The following is a 14,866-nucleotide window of genomic DNA, read 5'->3' on the forward strand; positions in this document are numbered from 1 at the left end:
GCGCAGCCTGGTGGTGCTGGCAGCCGTGTTACCGGACCTGCGCCTGCTGCGTGAGCTGATCGCGCGCGGTGCCGACCTCAACACCCCGCATCGCGGCATGACCCCTTTGCTGGCGGCGACCCGCGACAGCTGGCACGGCCGCCCCGAAGCCGTGATGACCCTGCTCGCCAACGGTGCCGATTCGCGCGCCACCGATGCCGAAGGCAACACCCCGCTGCACCATGCCGCGCGCAGTTCCGATCCCGGCGTGGCCGCGCTGCTGCGCGACGCCGCCGCCGAAGTGGACGCGCTCAACAACGAAGGCTGGTCGCCGCTGGCCGTGGCCTGCCAGGTCGGCAACTGGCGACTGGCGCGCTTCCTGCTCGAACGCGGCGCGCGTACCGAACCGGCCGATGGCACCCCGGTGCTGCTGGCCGCTGCCGGTACCGAAGAAGACGACCCGGCCGGCGTGCAGCTGCTGCTCAAACACAAGGCCCGTGCCGATGCGCGCGACCGCCAGCGCCGCAGCGCCCTGCACGAAGCGGCATTGGCCGGCCACGTCGACATCATCGATGTGCTGCTGACCGCCGGAGCCAATCTGGAAGCACGCGATGCGCTTTCGCGCACGCCGTGGCTGGAAGCGGCCCGCGCCGGTCGCGCCGGCGTCATCGAACACCTGCTGCCGCACAAGCCCGATCTCCACGCCGTGGACGTCGAAGGCCGCAACGCAGTGCTGCTGGCGTGCATGGCGGACGGAACCTCGCCGTTGCTGGTGCGCCGCCTGCTGGAACTGGGCATTGCCGCCGACGTGACCGACCCCCAGGGCCGGCGCGCCGTGGATATTGCCGCTGCCGCCGGACGCTGGGCGATCGTCTCGCTGCTGGACCGCAGCTATCCGCTGCCAGCCGCCGTCAGCGATGGGCTGGGAGCCGCCAGCACCGAAACCGGCGTCCCCGATGCGCCGCTGCTGCCCGACCGTCCGCCGCTGGACCTGCTGCGCGAAGCGCTCGGTTTCGGCAACTTCGACGGCATGACCGCGCTGGCGCAGTTGTGCAATGCCGACGAGCTGGGCGGACTGCTGCACGAGCCGGAGCTGGCACTGGAGCCGCAGGCGGTGGAGTGGCTGCTGGGACAGGGGGCCAACCCGGACGTGCTGGACGCCTGTGGCGACACCCCGATGTTCGCCCTGCTGTCGCGCGGTATCGACGCGGTACCCGCGCTGCAGGCGCTGCTGCGCCGTGGCGTGTCCCCGGCCGGTGCCGGTGGACTGGCACGGCTGCTGGCGGCCTGCGCGCAGCACGACCACGCCTCGCGCGGGTTGGAGCAGCTGGCCTTGGAACTGCTGGAGCGCGGCGCGGACCCGTTCGCGCCGTCACCGGCCGGCGATCCGCCCTTGTCACTTGCGGTGCGGCTGGGCTGGCTGCGCCTGCAGCAGGCCCTGCTCACCCTGGGCGTGGACCGTGAAGCACGCGACAGCCACGGCATGACCGCGCTGCACCTGGCTACCGCGCTGGCCCGCGAAGGCTCGCTGAAGCTGCTGGTGCAGCACGGCGCGTCGCCGGAAGCACGTGCCGCCGACGGCCAGACCCCGCTCGGCGTGGCGCTGTCGATCGGCCGCCGTGACCTGGCTGACTGGCTGGACTGGCGTGTGTGGCCATTGCCGCGCCGGGCGCTGCGTGACGCCGACCTGCCGTCGGCCGCGATGGTCGGCGACGCCGATGCGGTGCGCCGCCTGATCGACCTCGGGTTCGCCGTCGACGCGGTGGACGCCCAGGGCTGCACCGCGCTGTTGCGAGCCGCCGGTGGCGGTCATCTGGCGGTGGTCGATCTGCTGCTGGCGCGCGGAGCCAATCCGCAGCACGCCGCTGTGAGCGGAGCCACGCCGTTGTCGGCGGCGGTGAGCATGCGCCAGACCGATATCGTCTCGGCCCTGCTCGATGCCGGTGCCGAACTGGAATACCGCCTGCCCGGCGGAGTGACCGTGCTGATGCTGGCGTCGGCGCTGGGCCTGCCGGACATCGCCGCACGTCTGCTGACCGCCGGTGCCAACGTGCACGCAGGCGACGCGCAGCAGCTTGGCCCGCTGCATTGCGCGGCCCTGTACGGCTTCAGCGCACGCGACCGTTCGCGCCTGCTCGCGCTGCTGGACACCCTGCTGCTGTCCGGTGCCGAACCGGACCAGCCGGCCGCAGGCTCGGTCACCCCACTGCTGCTGCTGCTGGGCGCACGCGCCGAGCCCGGCACCGCCTGCGACGAACAGGTCGTGCTGGCCGCGGTCGAACGCCTGCTGGATGAAGACGTTTCGCTGGAAGCCCGTGACCCGCGTGGCTTCGGGCCGCTGCATCTGGCCGCGCTGCATGGCCTGCCGTTGCTGGTGCAGCGCCTGCTGCGTGCCGGTGCCGATCCAGACGTACGCGACGCACTCAACCGCAGCCCGCGCGAGATCGCGGTGATGCGCGGCTTCATCGACGTCGCCGGCGAGTTCGAGCCACGGGTGCCGGGGGTTTCGTCGATGGCGCGGTTCCTGCGCGACAACGGCTGACTCGCCACCTGGCATCGCATCAGCGGAACGGGAGCATCTGCACCAGCGGCGCATGTCTGTCCCATGCGACGCTCAATGGCGTGGACTGTCCTCGTCGCCGGACGTGCGGCCGGCGTCGGCCTCGAACAACCGCATCAGGTCCGCACGCGCATCACGTGAGGTCTGGATCACCGCTGCCTCGTCGTCATACACCAGGTATTGATCACGCAGCAGCTTCTCATCATGCTCGCGGAAACGCTGCACGTGGTTGCGAGCGGTATCGGCCGACAGCCCCAATGCCACCAGCAGGCGTTCGCTCAGCTCCAGGCTGGTGCCGAACACCTCGCGGAACGGCTCGGCCGACATGTCCATCAGACGCCACGCGTGCTGCCGGTTACGCGCGCGTGCCAGCACCACCGCCTGCGGATACATGCGGCGGATCAGCCGGGTGGCGCGCATGTTCGTGTCCGGGTCGTCCAGGGTGATCACAAACACGCGGATGTGCTCGCCACCGGAAGCGCGCAGCATCTCCGGACGGGTCGGGTCGCCGTAGTACAGCTGGTTGCCGAACCGCCGCAGGTCAGACACCGTGTCCGGATTGGACTCCAGTGCCACGAACGGAATTTTCTGCGCGGTCAGCAGGCGTGCCACCACCTGTCCGAAGCGCCCCATTCCGGCAATCAGCACCTTGGGCTGTATGCCGTCGGTGTCCACCGCGTCCGCCGGACGCGCATCCGCGCCCGTGTGCTCGCTTCCCATCAGCCGCAGCATGGCCAGCAACAGCAGCGGTGTGAGCGCCATCGAAAGGCCGACCACCGCCACCAGTCGGTCGTGATTGGCTGCGCCCAGCAGGTTGACCCGCTGGGCCTCGTTGAACACCACAAAGGCAAACTCACCACCCAGCCACAACACGCTGCCCAGCATCAGCGCGTGCCGGGTGGTGAGCTTTGCGAGCTTGCCGATCGCAAACAGCAGGCCGAACTTCACCACCAGCAGCGCGGCCACGCCGATCGCCACCAGCCCCGGCTCGGCAACCACCCGGTCCAGGTCGATGCCCATGCCCACTGCAATGAAGAAAAGACCGAGCAGCAGGCCCTTGAACGGTTCGATCTGCGCTTCCAGCTCGTGCCGGAATTCCGAATCAGACAGCAGCACGCCCGCCAGGAATGCTCCCAGGCTGGGGCTCAGGCCTGCTTCCTGCATGAACCACGCGGTGCCCAGCACCACCAGCAGCGCCATCGCAGTGAACACTTCCGGACTGCGGGTGCGCGCAATGATGTTGAACAGCCGGCGCAGCACCGGCCGCCCGCACAGAATCACCACTGCCAGTGCGCCCAGCGCCACCGCCACGTCGCTCCAGTGCAGGGTCTGGTTCTTGGCCCCGCCCAGCAGCGGAATCGCCGCCAGCAGCGGAATCGCGATCAGGTCCTGGAACAGCAGGACGGCGAAGCCGAGCCGGCCGTAGTCGGTGTTCAGCGCCTTGTGCTCGGACAGCAGCTGCAGCCCGACCGCCGTGGAGGACAGCGCCAAGGCAATGCCGACAATCAGCGCGCTCTTCCACTGGAAGTGGTCCAGCAACAGAAGGCTGCCCAGCACCAGGGCACAGACGGCCACCTGTGCCGCACCCGCCCCGAACACCGAGCGTCGCATCACCTTCAGGCGTGATGGTGACAGCTCCAGCCCGATCACGAACAGCAGCATCACCACGCCGATCTCGGCCGCGCCCAGGATGCGGTCGGCGTCCTGCACGAAGCCCAGCCCGTCCGGGCCCAGCACCACGCCGGCAGCGAGGTAACCCAGCACCGCGCCCAGCCCGAACTTCTTGAACACCGGCACCGCGATCACCGCGGCCAGCAGCAGCACCAGGGCCAGTTCCAACGCACCGCTATGCATGGGGGGAAACCTGTGAATCCGATCGTCGGCCCGTCGCCGCCGGTCCATTATGCGGCCGGGTGCGTCAAGGTCCTTCAACCGCGTCCCAACAACGGCGGGAAAGGGGTTGACCCGGGTTCGACAGGGGTCCAGACTGCCGGCCGCTGAAGGCACACCGCTGCGCGGTGCCAGCCGACCAACGGTCGGCTGCTACCGATGCTCCGCTGCAGGCAGCAATGCCGGTAGCACCCGACCGTTGGTCGGGTGACGGCGCATTGCGCCGCGCTCCAGCACTCCACCCTTTCCGGAACTCCAACCCATGTCCAGCGACAGTAGAAGTCGACCTTGCTCGACGCCAGCGATGGCCACCCCCTGACACGGGACGGTTCGCCAGCGTTGGCGTCGCACATTGCGATCCAAAGGCGAACCCATGAACCAGAAAGACCTCCTGCGTCCGGTGGCCGATGCCGCCCTGAGCGCACCCCTGCAGAACTTCAACACCGCCGACGCGGTGGAGTATCTCAACACGCTTGAGCTGCGCCGCGCCGCCGACACCTTGGCCGCGCTGCCGTTGCCGCGTGCGGTGAAAATGCTTGAACAGCCCGAGCTGGCCCGCAGCGGTGAGCTGGTGGCCGCGCTGCCCGAAGCCCGCGCCGCCGCGTTGCTGGGCCTGATGGCCGACGACCGTGCCACCGACATCGTCCACCAGCTGGACGAGGACGAACGGGCCCGGCTGATCCCGCTGCTCAGCGCCGACGCCCGGCGTGCGATCCAGCAGCTGCTCAGCTACCCGGCCCACACCGCCGGCGCGCTGATGACCACCGAGTTCGTCAGTGTGCCCGCCACCTGGACCGTGGGCCGCACCCTGCAGCACATCCGCGAGGTCGAGCGCACCCGCGAAACCGTCTACGCCATCTACGTGCTCGACCCGCACAGCCAGGCGCTGCAGCAGGTGGTGACCATGCGCCGGCTGATCACCGGGCTGCCGGAGGAATCCATCCTTGAAGTGGCCCAGGTCAACGCACCGGTGGCGGTACATCCGCTGCTGGACCAGGAAGAGGTGGCGCGGCTGATCCGTCGCCATGACCTGCTCGCCATTCCGGTGGTGGACGAGGCCCGGCACGTGCTGGGAATCGTGACCGTGGATGACGTGCTGGATGCGCTGATCGAGGAGTCCACCGAAGACGCGCACAAGTTCGGCGGCATGGAGGCGCTGGACAAGCCGTACATGCAGATCGGCTTCTTCGAAATGCTGCGCAAGCGCGCCGGCTGGTTGAGCGTGCTGTTCCTGGGGGAAATGCTCACCGCCAGCGCCATGCAGCACTACGAAGAGGAACTTGCCCGTGCGGTCGTGCTCACGCTCTTCATTCCGCTGATCATGAGCTCGGGCGGCAATTCCGGCTCGCAGGCGACCTCGCTGCTGATCCGCAGCCTGGCCCTGCGCGAACTGCGCCTGCGTGACTGGTGGCGGGTGGCCCTGCGCGAGTTGCCGACCGGCATGACGCTCGGAGCCATTCTTGGCGTGCTGGCGATGGTCCGCATCGTCTCCTGGCAGCTGCTCGGCCTGCACGACTACGGCGAGCACTGGCAGCTGCTGGCGCTGACCATCGGTGCGGCGCTGGTGGGGATCGTGACGTTCGGGTCGTTGTCGGGGTCGATGCTGCCGTTCGCGCTCAAGCGGTTGGGGTTCGACCCGGCCAGCGCTTCGGCCCCGTTCGTGGCCACGCTGGTGGACGTGACCGGGCTGGTTATCTATTTCAGCATTGCCGCGATGATCCTGAGCGGCACGTTGCTGTAGCGGATTGCGCAGGATCATCCCTCACGTCACAGCTACCCGTGTAACGTAAGGCCATGAGCATCTACCACCTGCAATCGGTCTTCCGCCCGCAATCGGTCGCCGTCATCGGCGGCAGCCCGCGCGAACGTTCGGCCGGTCGCGCGGTGATGCGCAACCTGCGTGGCACCGGCTTCCCCGGCAAGGTGGCCTGGGTCAACCCGCGCTACGGCGAGATCGACGGCATCCGCACGGTCAAGCGGCTCAAGGACCTGGACTGGGTGCCGGAACTGGTGGTCATCACCGCGCCGGCGCAGATCGTGCCGCAGGTGGTGGCCACCGCCGCCGCTCTCGGGGTTTCGGCGGCCATCATCCTCACCGCGCATCTGGGCCAGGGTCCGGGGTCGCTGGGTGAGCAGGTGGAAACGGCGGCGCGGGCCAAGGGCCTGCGCATCCTCGGTCCGCACTGCCTGGGCGTGATCGCCCCGCATGCCCGGCTCAACGCCAGCATCGCCGCGCACTTTCCGCAGGCCGGCGACCTCGCCCTGATCTCCGAATCCAGCGCCATCGCCGCCGCACTGGTGGAGTGGGGCGTGGACCGCTCCGTCGGTTTTTCCGCCGTGGTCTCGCTGGGCGATGCGCTCGACGTCGATTTCGGCGACCTGCTGGATTACTTCGCCACCGATTACCGCACCCGCGCCATCCTGCTGTACGTGGAGCACATCCGCGACGCACGCAAGTTCATGTCGGCCGCGCGAGCGGCTGCACGCGCCAAGCCGGTGGTGGTGGTCAAGTCCGGCCGCCACATCCGCATCAATCCGGACGCAGACACCCACGTGCAGGCGCTGGCCAGCTCCGACGATGTCTATGGCGCAGCGTTCAACCGCGCCGGGCTGCTGCGGGTCAGCGCGCTGGACGAACTGTTCACCGCAGCCGAAACCCTTGGCCGCCTGGGTACCTTCCCGGGTCGCCGGCTGGCCATCCTGAGCAACGGTGGCGGGGTAGGGCGGCTGGCCGTGGACCAGCTGCGCGCGCTGCGCGGCCAGCTGGCCGAGCTGTCGCCGGCCACGGTGACCCAGCTGGACACGGTGCTGCCGCAGGGCTGGTCGCGTGGCAATCCGGTCGACATCGTGGTCGACGCCGACGGCGACCGCTATGCGGCGGCGATCGAGGCGTTGATGAACGACGGCGAGAACGACGCGGTGCTGGTCGTCAACGTGCCCACCGCCTTTACCTCCTCGGCCGACGCCGCGCAGGCCCTGACCCGCACCCTGAGCCAGCGCCCGCGCCACCAGCGCGACAAGCCGGTGTTTGCGGTGTGGCTGGGCAACGATGACCGCGCCACCGCCACCCTCAACGCCGCACGCGTGCCGACCTATCCCACTGAGGCCGAAGCGGTACGCGGGTTCCAGCATCTGGTGCGCTACCGCGACGCGCAGGCAGCGTTGATGGAAACGCCGCCCAGCCTGCCGGAAGACTTCGTGGTGGACACCACCGCCGCACGCGCATTGGTGGACACCGCGCTGGCGGCCGGCCAGCAGTGGCTGGACCCGATCGCGACCCATCAGCTGCTGACTGCCTACGGCATTCCCTCCGCCCCGGTGATGCAGGCCGCCGACCCGCATGAGGCGATGGACCTGGCCCAGCCGTTGCTGGAGCAGGGTGCCACCGTCGCGGTGAAGGTGCTCTCGGCCGACATCCCGCACAAGTCCGACGTGGACGGCGTGCGTCTGAACCTGGGCACCCTGCAGGCGGTGCATGCCGCCGCGACCTCCATCCTCGAGCGTGCGCGCACGCTGCGCCCTGACGCACGCATCGACGGTGTGCTGGTGCAGCCGACGGTGGTACGCCCGAAGGCGCGTGAGTTGATTGCAGGCATTGCCGACGATCCCACCTTTGGCCCGGTGGTGGTGTTCGGACGGGGTGGTACGGCAGTCGAAGTGATCGATGACAAGGCGCTGGCACTACCGCCGCTGGACCTGCGCCTGGCCCACGAGCTGATCGGACGCACGCGCGTTTCGCGCATCCTCAAGGCCTACCGTGACGTACCGGCTGCTGATGAACGCGCGGTGGCGCTGATCCTGGTGAAACTGGCGCAGCTGGCGGCGGACATTCCTGAAGTGCGCACGCTGGACATCAACCCGCTGTTGTCCGACCGCGACGGTGTGCTCGCACTGGATGCGCGCGTGGCGATTGCGCCGTCGCGACGCATGCACAAGGGCCGTGGCCACCCGCGCTTCGCGGTGTTCCCGTATCCAAAGGAATGGGAGCGTCAGATCACCCTCTCCGACGGCGCGCCCGCGTTCGTACGCCCCGTGCGTCCGGAGGACGACGCCCTGTTCCGCGCGTTCTTCGCCCGCGTGACCGACGAGGATTTGCGCCTGCGCTTCTTCCAGTCGGTGAAGCACTTCAGCCATGAGTTCATCGCGCGCCTGACCCAGCTCGACTATGCGCGCTCCATCGCCCTGGTGGCGATCGACCCACGCACGGGCGACATGCTCGGCGCGGTACGCCTGCATGCCGATGCGGATTATGACCGTGGCGAGTACGGCATCCTGATCCGCTCCGATCTCAAGGGTCACGGCATTGGTTGGCGGTTGATGACGATCATGATCGAGTACGCCCAGTGGCTGGGCTTGAACGTGGTCGAAGGCCAGGTGCTGCGCGAGAACAGCACCATGCTGGCGATGTGCCAGAGCCTGGGCTTCACCACGAAGCTGGACCCGGACGACGCCACCGTGATGGTCGTGACCCTGCCGGTGCAGTCGGTGACGGTGGATGGCGAGGCACCGATTCCGCATCAATGATCCAAACGGCACGTGCCCTGGACCTGCTCTTGTTGCGCTTTGGTAGAGTCGGTCGATAGACGACTACCGATATGAATGATCGCTGCTTTAACGCATGACCTCGAACAACGTCATGCGTCACCGTGCCGATTACCGTCATCGGCCGTCGTCTGTCGACCGACGCTACCACCCGGATGCAATACCACCCGGATGCGGTATGTCTCCGATGCAGCGCCGCACCGGTCGAAACCCGGGCAGATGCGAAACGCGCAGCCCCGCCCCGTGTTGACGCCAGCGTGCAACACATCAGACCACGACGGGCATACCGCGCCCTTCCAAACGGCGCGACAATACGCCGCATGACTGACAAGATTCCCCTGCTGCTGCTCCCCGGCCTGCTCAACGACGCCGAGCTCTGGCGCGAGCAGATCGCAGCCCTCTCCGACGTTGCCACCTGCATCGTAGGCGACCAGACCCGTGGCGAAACGATGCAGGCCGTGGTGGATGACGTACTCGCCCAGGCCCCGCCTCAGTTCGCCCTGGCTGGCTTCTCACTCGGCGGCTTCGTCGCCCAGCAGATCCTGCGCAGCGCGCCCGAACGGGTGCTGCAGCTGGCCCTGATCGATACCTCGATCCACGCCGACTCCCCCGAGCGCGCCGCCCAGCGCCGCAGCCAACAGGCCAGCGTGCGCCTGCCAGGCAGGTTCCACGGCTTCGGCGACACGCTGATGCGCAGCTACATCGATGCCTCACGGCTGGATGACTACGTGCTGGTGCAGCGCGTGCGCGACATGACCGCGCGGCTCGGTGCGGAGGTATTCCTGCGCCAGAGCGCGCTGGAACGCGTGGATGGGCACGATGTGCTGGCCACCTATCGTGATCCGCTGCTGATCCTCTGCGGAGCCAACGATCGCATCACCCCGCCGGCGATCAGCGAAGAGATGCATGCGCTGGTGCCACATTCCACGCTGCAGATCATTCCCGACTGCGGCCACCTGGCCCCGATGGAACAGCCCGAAGCCGTCAACGCCGCCCTGCGCAACTGGCTCATCACGCCAGGTGCATGCGGCCCAACGCCCTCGTGACATCGGCCGCAGGCAACCCGGCAGCATCAAACTCGGCCTGCGCACACTGCATGGCATCGGCCACCTCAGTCTCAATCTGGCGCGCCGCAGCTTCGCTCAAGCCAAAACGTCCCACATCACTGCGGGCGTTCTCGACCGTCGCAAGTCGACCTTCTGTCCCGACCCCAACGGCCTGGCGGTCGCCACCCAGCGCTACGATGTCGAAGCTTGGCGCATGCTGCCAACGTCCATCGAACAGCAGGCCGTGATTGCGAAGATGGTCATCCGTGTTGCCGATCATGATGTTCACCAGCATGCGTCGATACAGCACCGCGCCCGCATCGCTGACGCCGATCTGCCGACAAAGCGCGGCAAGGTTGCCATAGGTAACCCGGCCCAACGGTGCGCGTACGTCCTGAGGTCCTATGCGGTTCATCGAAAGCAGCGCATGCAGGCTCAGGTAGTGGACACTGCCTTCAGCGGGTCGATCAAAGCGGGTAACCAGCAGCAATGATCGACCATTGATGTCCAGAACGCGGTGATCGGGGACGTCGAGTCCGGCGCGCCGCGCCAGATTCAGGCAGGCCGACTCCAGCCGAGGAACATCGATGTCGTCGTCGGGTTTCTGAAATTTGGCGATCCATTCCCGCCCGGCTTCGCGCACGATGGCCTTCGGTCGTGCACCGCCAAGCGAGCTTCCCGCATCAAAAATGCGTTGCAGCGGCACCGCTGCCACCGGTTCTCCCAGCATGACCTGGTGCGCTACCTGCTCCAACTCGGCCAGATCGGCCATCGGCAGCAGTGCACGCGGTGGTGCAGGGCGGGTGCGTGATTGTGAGAAGAGCAGGCTTCCTGTGCCGGTTCCATTGCTCAATCGCAGCAGATCCAACGGGCTGCGCAGTGAACCGCGTTCCAGCTCGAGCAGCCGACGCCCCCAGCTGTCCGGCCCGGCGTCGGCCAGTACGCCATGTACGCCATCATTGATCTGCGTGCTCTGTTCTCCTTCCCGCAGAGGAAGGTTCAGTGGGTCGAGTGCGTAGCCGTTCCCCTCTCGCCAGCTGCGGGCATAGATGAACTGACCTACACCGTCTGACCAACGCAGCCGTCCGCACAGAAGATGCGAGGCGGTGAGCGACCCGTTCTCGAGAGCGGGCGCGAAGACATAGAGTTCAGAAGTCATCGTCGCGCGCCACACGCTGCGGCAGGCGTCGCCGCTCAAGTGCGCGGCCCAGAGGATCCGTGTCGATCACCTCAAGGATGCGGTCCACCATCTCCGGGTCCAACACCTGGAGTACTTCCAGCACGCTGGCGATGGCAACACCGGGATGGCCCGCCTCCAGCTTGTGCAGGGTAGTGCGGCCAACGCCGGCGCGCTCGGCCAATTGCTCCTGGGTCAATCGTTGGCGCTTACGCATCGCCTGGACGTGCGCGCCCAGGCGGTGGGTGGCTGCCAGCACCGTAGGCGACTGCATGTGAATACTCATGAATTGGCCATAATGTTCACTATTCAATACGGTAACAGCTCTAACGTATCAAATGGTGAACATCCAGCGGCGCGATCCAGTATGTTCAGAATTCCACACGTTATTGGCCGTTGCGTGTGGAATTCTGAACAAAGCGGCCTCAATCCCACGCCGGCGCAATTCCCTCCGGGTTCGCCAACCGGTGCCCGCGATCCAGCGTCGCAATCCGTGCCATGTCCTCGTCATCCAGCTTCACCTCAGCAGCCTTCAGGTTGGCAGCCAGGTTCTCGCGCTTGGTTGAAGACGGAATCACCGCATAGCCCTGCTGCAGCGCCCAGGCCAGTGCCACCTGCGCCGGGGTCGCGCCGTGCCGCTCGGCGATGGCCTGGATCACCGGCTCCTTCAGCACTTCGCCATAGGCCAGGCTCATGTACGCGGTGACATGGATGCCCTGTTCGCGCAGGTAGGCGATCAGCGCCCGGTTCTGCAGGTAGGGGTGCACCTCGATCTGGTTGGTGGCGATGGCGTCCGCGCCGAGAATCTCCACGGCCTGGCGGGTCAGGTCGATGGTGAAGTTGGAGATGCCGATCTGCCGGGTCAGGCCCTCGGCCTGTGCCTGTGCCAGCGCGCCGAGGTACTCGACCATCGGCACCTCGTCCTTCGGCGAGGGCCAGTGGATCAGGGTCAGGTCCACCGCGTCGGTCCGCAGCTTGCCCAGGCTTTCCTCCAGGCTGGCGCGCAGTGCCTCACGGCGGAAGTTGCTGATCCAGATCTTGGTGGTCAGGAACACGTCCTGGCGCGGCACGCCGGACTCGGCCAGCGCCTGGCCGACTTCGGCCTCGTTGCCGTAGATCTGCGCGGTATCGATCGCGCGATAACCGACATCCAGCGCGTTCCGGACCGAATCAATCACCACCTGGTCCTTCAAACGGAAGGTACCCAGACCAAATGCAGGAACACTCATAAAAAAACTCCAAAGTGGGGAAACGTAGAGCGGGGCTTGCCCCGCTCCCTCAACAACAAAGTACTCAATGCGCCGTTACGGCAATGCCCTCGGCACGGTCCGCGACACCATCACGACGGTCCAGCCGACCACTCAGCGCGGTCAGCCCCAGCGCACCCAGCACCACCAGCGCACCCAGCCACGGCGTATGCATCAGCCCCAGGTGGTCCACCACCAGACCGCCCAGCGAAGCACCCATGGCGATGCCCACATTGAACGCGGCGATGTTCAAGCCTGAGGCCACATCCGCGGCCTGCGGCGCAAAGCGCTGTGCCTGCTTCACCACATACACCTGCAGCCCCGGCACGTTGCCGAACGCCACCGCGCCCAGCGCCAGCACGGTCAGCAGCACCAGTACCGTCGAATGCGCGGTGAAGGTCAGCGCCAGCAGCACCAGCGCCAGCAGGCTGAAGATCAACATCAGCGCCGGAACCGGGCCGCGGCGGTCGGCCAGGCGGCCACCCCACAGGTTGCCGATCGCCACCGAAACGCCGTACACCAGCAGCACCAGACTCACCGCGTTGGCGGAAAAGCCGGTCACGTCCTGCAGGATCGACGCCAGGTAAGTAAACGACAGGAAGGTGCCGCCGTAGCCGAGTGCGGTGATCGCATACACCAGCAGCAGGCGCGGCTGCGCCAGCACGGCCAGCTGCTGGCCGAAGGTGGCCGGCTCGCTGCGCTGCAGGTTGCGCGGCACGAACAGCAGGCTGCCGAGCAGGGCAGCCACGCCCAGCGCCGCCACCGCCAGGAAGGTCGCGCGCCAGCCCAGGTGCTGGCCGATGAAAGTGCCCAGCGGCACCCCGGTCACCAGCGCCACGGTCAGCCCCGTGAACATGATCGCGATCGCACTGGCGGCCTTCTCCTTCGGCACCACCGAGGTGGCAATGATCGAGCCGATCGAGAAGAACACCCCGTGCGCCAATCCGGTCAGGACCCGCGCCACGATCAGCGAGCCGTAGGTGGGAGCCATCCAGGCAATCAGGTTGCCCACCGTGAACAGCAGCATCAGCGCCACCAGCAGGGTTTTGCGCGGCACCCGCCCGGTGAGCGCGGTCAGCACCGGTGCGCCGACCGCCACGCCCAGCGCGTACAGCGAGACCAGCAGCCCGGCCGAGGGCAGGGTGACGCCAAGATCGGCCGCGATGGTGGGAATCAGCCCGACGATGACGAATTCGGTGGTGCCAATGGCGTACGCACCCAGCGTCAACGCCAACAAGGCCAAGGGAATGCCACGAGACATGGGAAAGGACCAGTGGAGAATGAAGCTGCGCAGTCTGCGCGCCCAACTGTTGCGGAAAAAGCGGCCATCACGCCAATCACTATTGATTCGTGCGCAATAATGCCGCCTGATCACCCGACCACCGCACCGTTCCACCGTAGAGCCACGCCCTGCGTGGCTTCGCGGACCCGGCCACAACCGGAAACCCCATGAAAACCACCCTCGACGAAATGCAGGCCTTCATCGCGGTCATCGACAGCGGCTCCATCACCGCCGCCGCCGAAACCCTGGGCCAGACCACCTCCGGCGTCAGCCGCGCCCTGGCCCGGCTGGAGGAAAAGCTCGGCACCACCCTGCTCACCCGCACCACCCGCCGCCTGCAGCTCACCGAAGAAGGCAACGCCTTTCTGGAACAGGCCCGCGCCATCGTGGCCTCGGTGGAAGCGGCCGAGGAACAGATCGCCGCCCGCCGCGAGCGCCCCGCCGGCCGCCTCCGCGTGGATGCCGCCACCCCGTTCGTGCTGCATGTGATCGCCCCGCGGGTGGCCAGCTACCGCGAACGCTTTCCCGACGTGGCGCTGGAGATCAACAGCAGCGAGCGCTACATCGATCTGCTCGAACGCCGTACAGACGTGGCCATCCGGATCGGCCCGCTGGCCGATTCCACCCTGCACGCGCGTCCGCTCGGCCACAGCCGGCTGCGGGTGCTGGCCAGCCCGGACTACCTGAAGGCCAATGGCACGCCCAAACGGGTGGAAGACCTGGAGCAGCACACCCTGCTGGGCTTCAGCGAACCCGATTCACTCAATCACTGGCCGTTGCCCGGGCGCACCGACGCCCTGCTGCACATCAAACCGGCGGTGTCGGTATCCAGTGGTGAGACCCTGCTACGGCTCGCGCAGGCGGGTGCGGGCATCGTCTGCCTGAGCGACTTCATGACCCAGCGCGACCGCGACGCCGGCACCCTCGTGCAGGTAATGCCAGCGCTGACCGTGGAGGTGCGGCAGCCGATCCATGCGGTGTACTACCGGAACACGGCGGTGAGCGCGCGGATCACCAGTTTTCTCGACCACCTCGCAGCGGGCATGACCGGCCCTGCATTCGTCCGCTGACGGACCGCCTGGGCCGGCCAACGGCCGGCGCTACCGGTCGCCGGACGTGCCACCAACCCGGACCGCATGCGGC

General features: G+C 67.5%; 10 protein-coding genes. 5 read left to right on the top strand and 5 right to left on the bottom strand.

What is annotated here, in order from left to right:
• Window positions 1-2,521, top strand: a 2,521-nt coding sequence (locus tag EGJ34_RS16240) for an ankyrin repeat domain-containing protein (RefSeq protein WP_125361538.1), incomplete at its 5' end; no start/stop codon positions are given.
• 72 nt (window positions 2,522-2,593) lie between these two features.
• On the opposite strand, the gene EGJ34_RS16245 is transcribed toward EGJ34_RS16240, so the two are convergent.
• Window positions 2,594-4,393, bottom strand: a complete 1,800-nt coding sequence (locus tag EGJ34_RS16245) for a monovalent cation:proton antiporter-2 (CPA2) family protein (RefSeq protein ID WP_125361539.1) — start codon at window positions 4,391-4,393, stop codon at window positions 2,594-2,596.
• 409 nt (window positions 4,394-4,802) lie between these two features.
• Here EGJ34_RS16245 and mgtE point away from each other — a divergent pair, with 409 nt between their 5' ends.
• From mgtE to EGJ34_RS16260, 3 genes are all read left to right on the top strand, one after another.
• A complete protein-coding gene (mgtE, locus tag EGJ34_RS16250; RefSeq protein WP_125361540.1) occupies window positions 4,803-6,170 on the top strand; it encodes a magnesium transporter in 1,368 nt (455 codons plus the stop codon).
• A gap of 53 nt (window positions 6,171-6,223) precedes the next feature.
• Window positions 6,224-8,953, top strand: a complete 2,730-nt coding sequence (locus tag EGJ34_RS16255; RefSeq protein WP_125361541.1) for a bifunctional acetate--CoA ligase family protein/GNAT family N-acetyltransferase — start codon at window positions 6,224-6,226, stop codon at window positions 8,951-8,953.
• A gap of 338 nt (window positions 8,954-9,291) precedes the next feature.
• The gene (locus EGJ34_RS16260; protein ID WP_125361542.1) at window positions 9,292-10,017 is read left to right on the top strand and encodes an alpha/beta hydrolase; all 726 of its coding nucleotides are present in this window, start codon (window positions 9,292-9,294) and stop codon (window positions 10,015-10,017) included.
• Here EGJ34_RS16260 and EGJ34_RS16265 read toward each other — a convergent pair.
• From EGJ34_RS16265 to EGJ34_RS16280, 4 genes are all read right to left on the bottom strand, one after another.
• Window positions 9,983-11,215, bottom strand: a complete 1,233-nt coding sequence (locus EGJ34_RS16265) for a type II toxin-antitoxin system HipA family toxin (protein WP_125361543.1) — start codon at window positions 11,213-11,215, stop codon at window positions 9,983-9,985. The genes EGJ34_RS16260 and EGJ34_RS16265 overlap by 35 nt on opposite strands.
• Window positions 11,166-11,468 (bottom strand): helix-turn-helix domain-containing protein, encoded by a 303-nt coding sequence (locus tag EGJ34_RS16270; RefSeq protein ID WP_125361544.1) that lies wholly within the window; start codon window positions 11,466-11,468, stop codon window positions 11,166-11,168. Before EGJ34_RS16270 ends, EGJ34_RS16265 begins: the two co-directional genes overlap by 50 nt.
• A 151-nt stretch (window positions 11,469-11,619) precedes the next feature.
• A complete protein-coding gene (gene dkgB, locus EGJ34_RS16275; RefSeq protein WP_125361545.1) occupies window positions 11,620-12,423 on the bottom strand; it encodes a 2,5-didehydrogluconate reductase DkgB in 804 nt (267 codons plus the stop codon).
• A 64-nt stretch (window positions 12,424-12,487) separates the two neighbouring features.
• Window positions 12,488-13,702: an MFS transporter gene (locus EGJ34_RS16280; RefSeq protein WP_125361546.1), complete on the bottom strand. Its 1,215-nt coding sequence runs from the start codon at window positions 13,700-13,702 to the stop codon at window positions 12,488-12,490.
• Between the two features lie 188 nt (window positions 13,703-13,890).
• On the opposite strand from EGJ34_RS16280, the gene EGJ34_RS16285 reads away from it, so the two are divergent.
• A complete protein-coding gene (locus tag EGJ34_RS16285) occupies window positions 13,891-14,793 on the top strand; it encodes a LysR substrate-binding domain-containing protein (RefSeq protein WP_125361547.1) in 903 nt (300 codons plus the stop codon).
• Window positions 14,794-14,866: the final 73 nt, after the last annotated feature.

This window comes from Stenotrophomonas sp. 278, assembly GCF_003935715.1.
Lineage (GTDB): Bacteria > Pseudomonadota > Gammaproteobacteria > Xanthomonadales > Xanthomonadaceae > Stenotrophomonas > Stenotrophomonas maltophilia_AH.

Coding starts and splice junctions, on each gene's coding strand:
- EGJ34_RS16245 (WP_125361539.1), bottom strand. CDS start 4,393: ATGCATAGCGGTGCGTTGGAACTGGCCCTGGTGCTGCTGCTGGCCGCG.
- mgtE (WP_125361540.1), top strand. CDS start 4,803: ATGAACCAGAAAGACCTCCTGCGTCCGGTGGCCGATGCCGCCCTGAGC.
- EGJ34_RS16255 (WP_125361541.1), top strand. CDS start 6,224: ATGAGCATCTACCACCTGCAATCGGTCTTCCGCCCGCAATCGGTCGCC.
- EGJ34_RS16260 (WP_125361542.1), top strand. CDS start 9,292: ATGACTGACAAGATTCCCCTGCTGCTGCTCCCCGGCCTGCTCAACGAC.
- EGJ34_RS16270 (WP_125361544.1), bottom strand. CDS start 11,468: ATGCAGTCGCCTACGGTGCTGGCAGCCACCCACCGCCTGGGCGCGCAC.
- dkgB (WP_125361545.1), bottom strand. CDS start 12,423: ATGAGTGTTCCTGCATTTGGTCTGGGTACCTTCCGTTTGAAGGACCAG.
- EGJ34_RS16280 (WP_125361546.1), bottom strand. CDS start 13,702: ATGTCTCGTGGCATTCCCTTGGCCTTGTTGGCGTTGACGCTGGGTGCG.
- EGJ34_RS16285 (WP_125361547.1), top strand. CDS start 13,891: ATGAAAACCACCCTCGACGAAATGCAGGCCTTCATCGCGGTCATCGAC.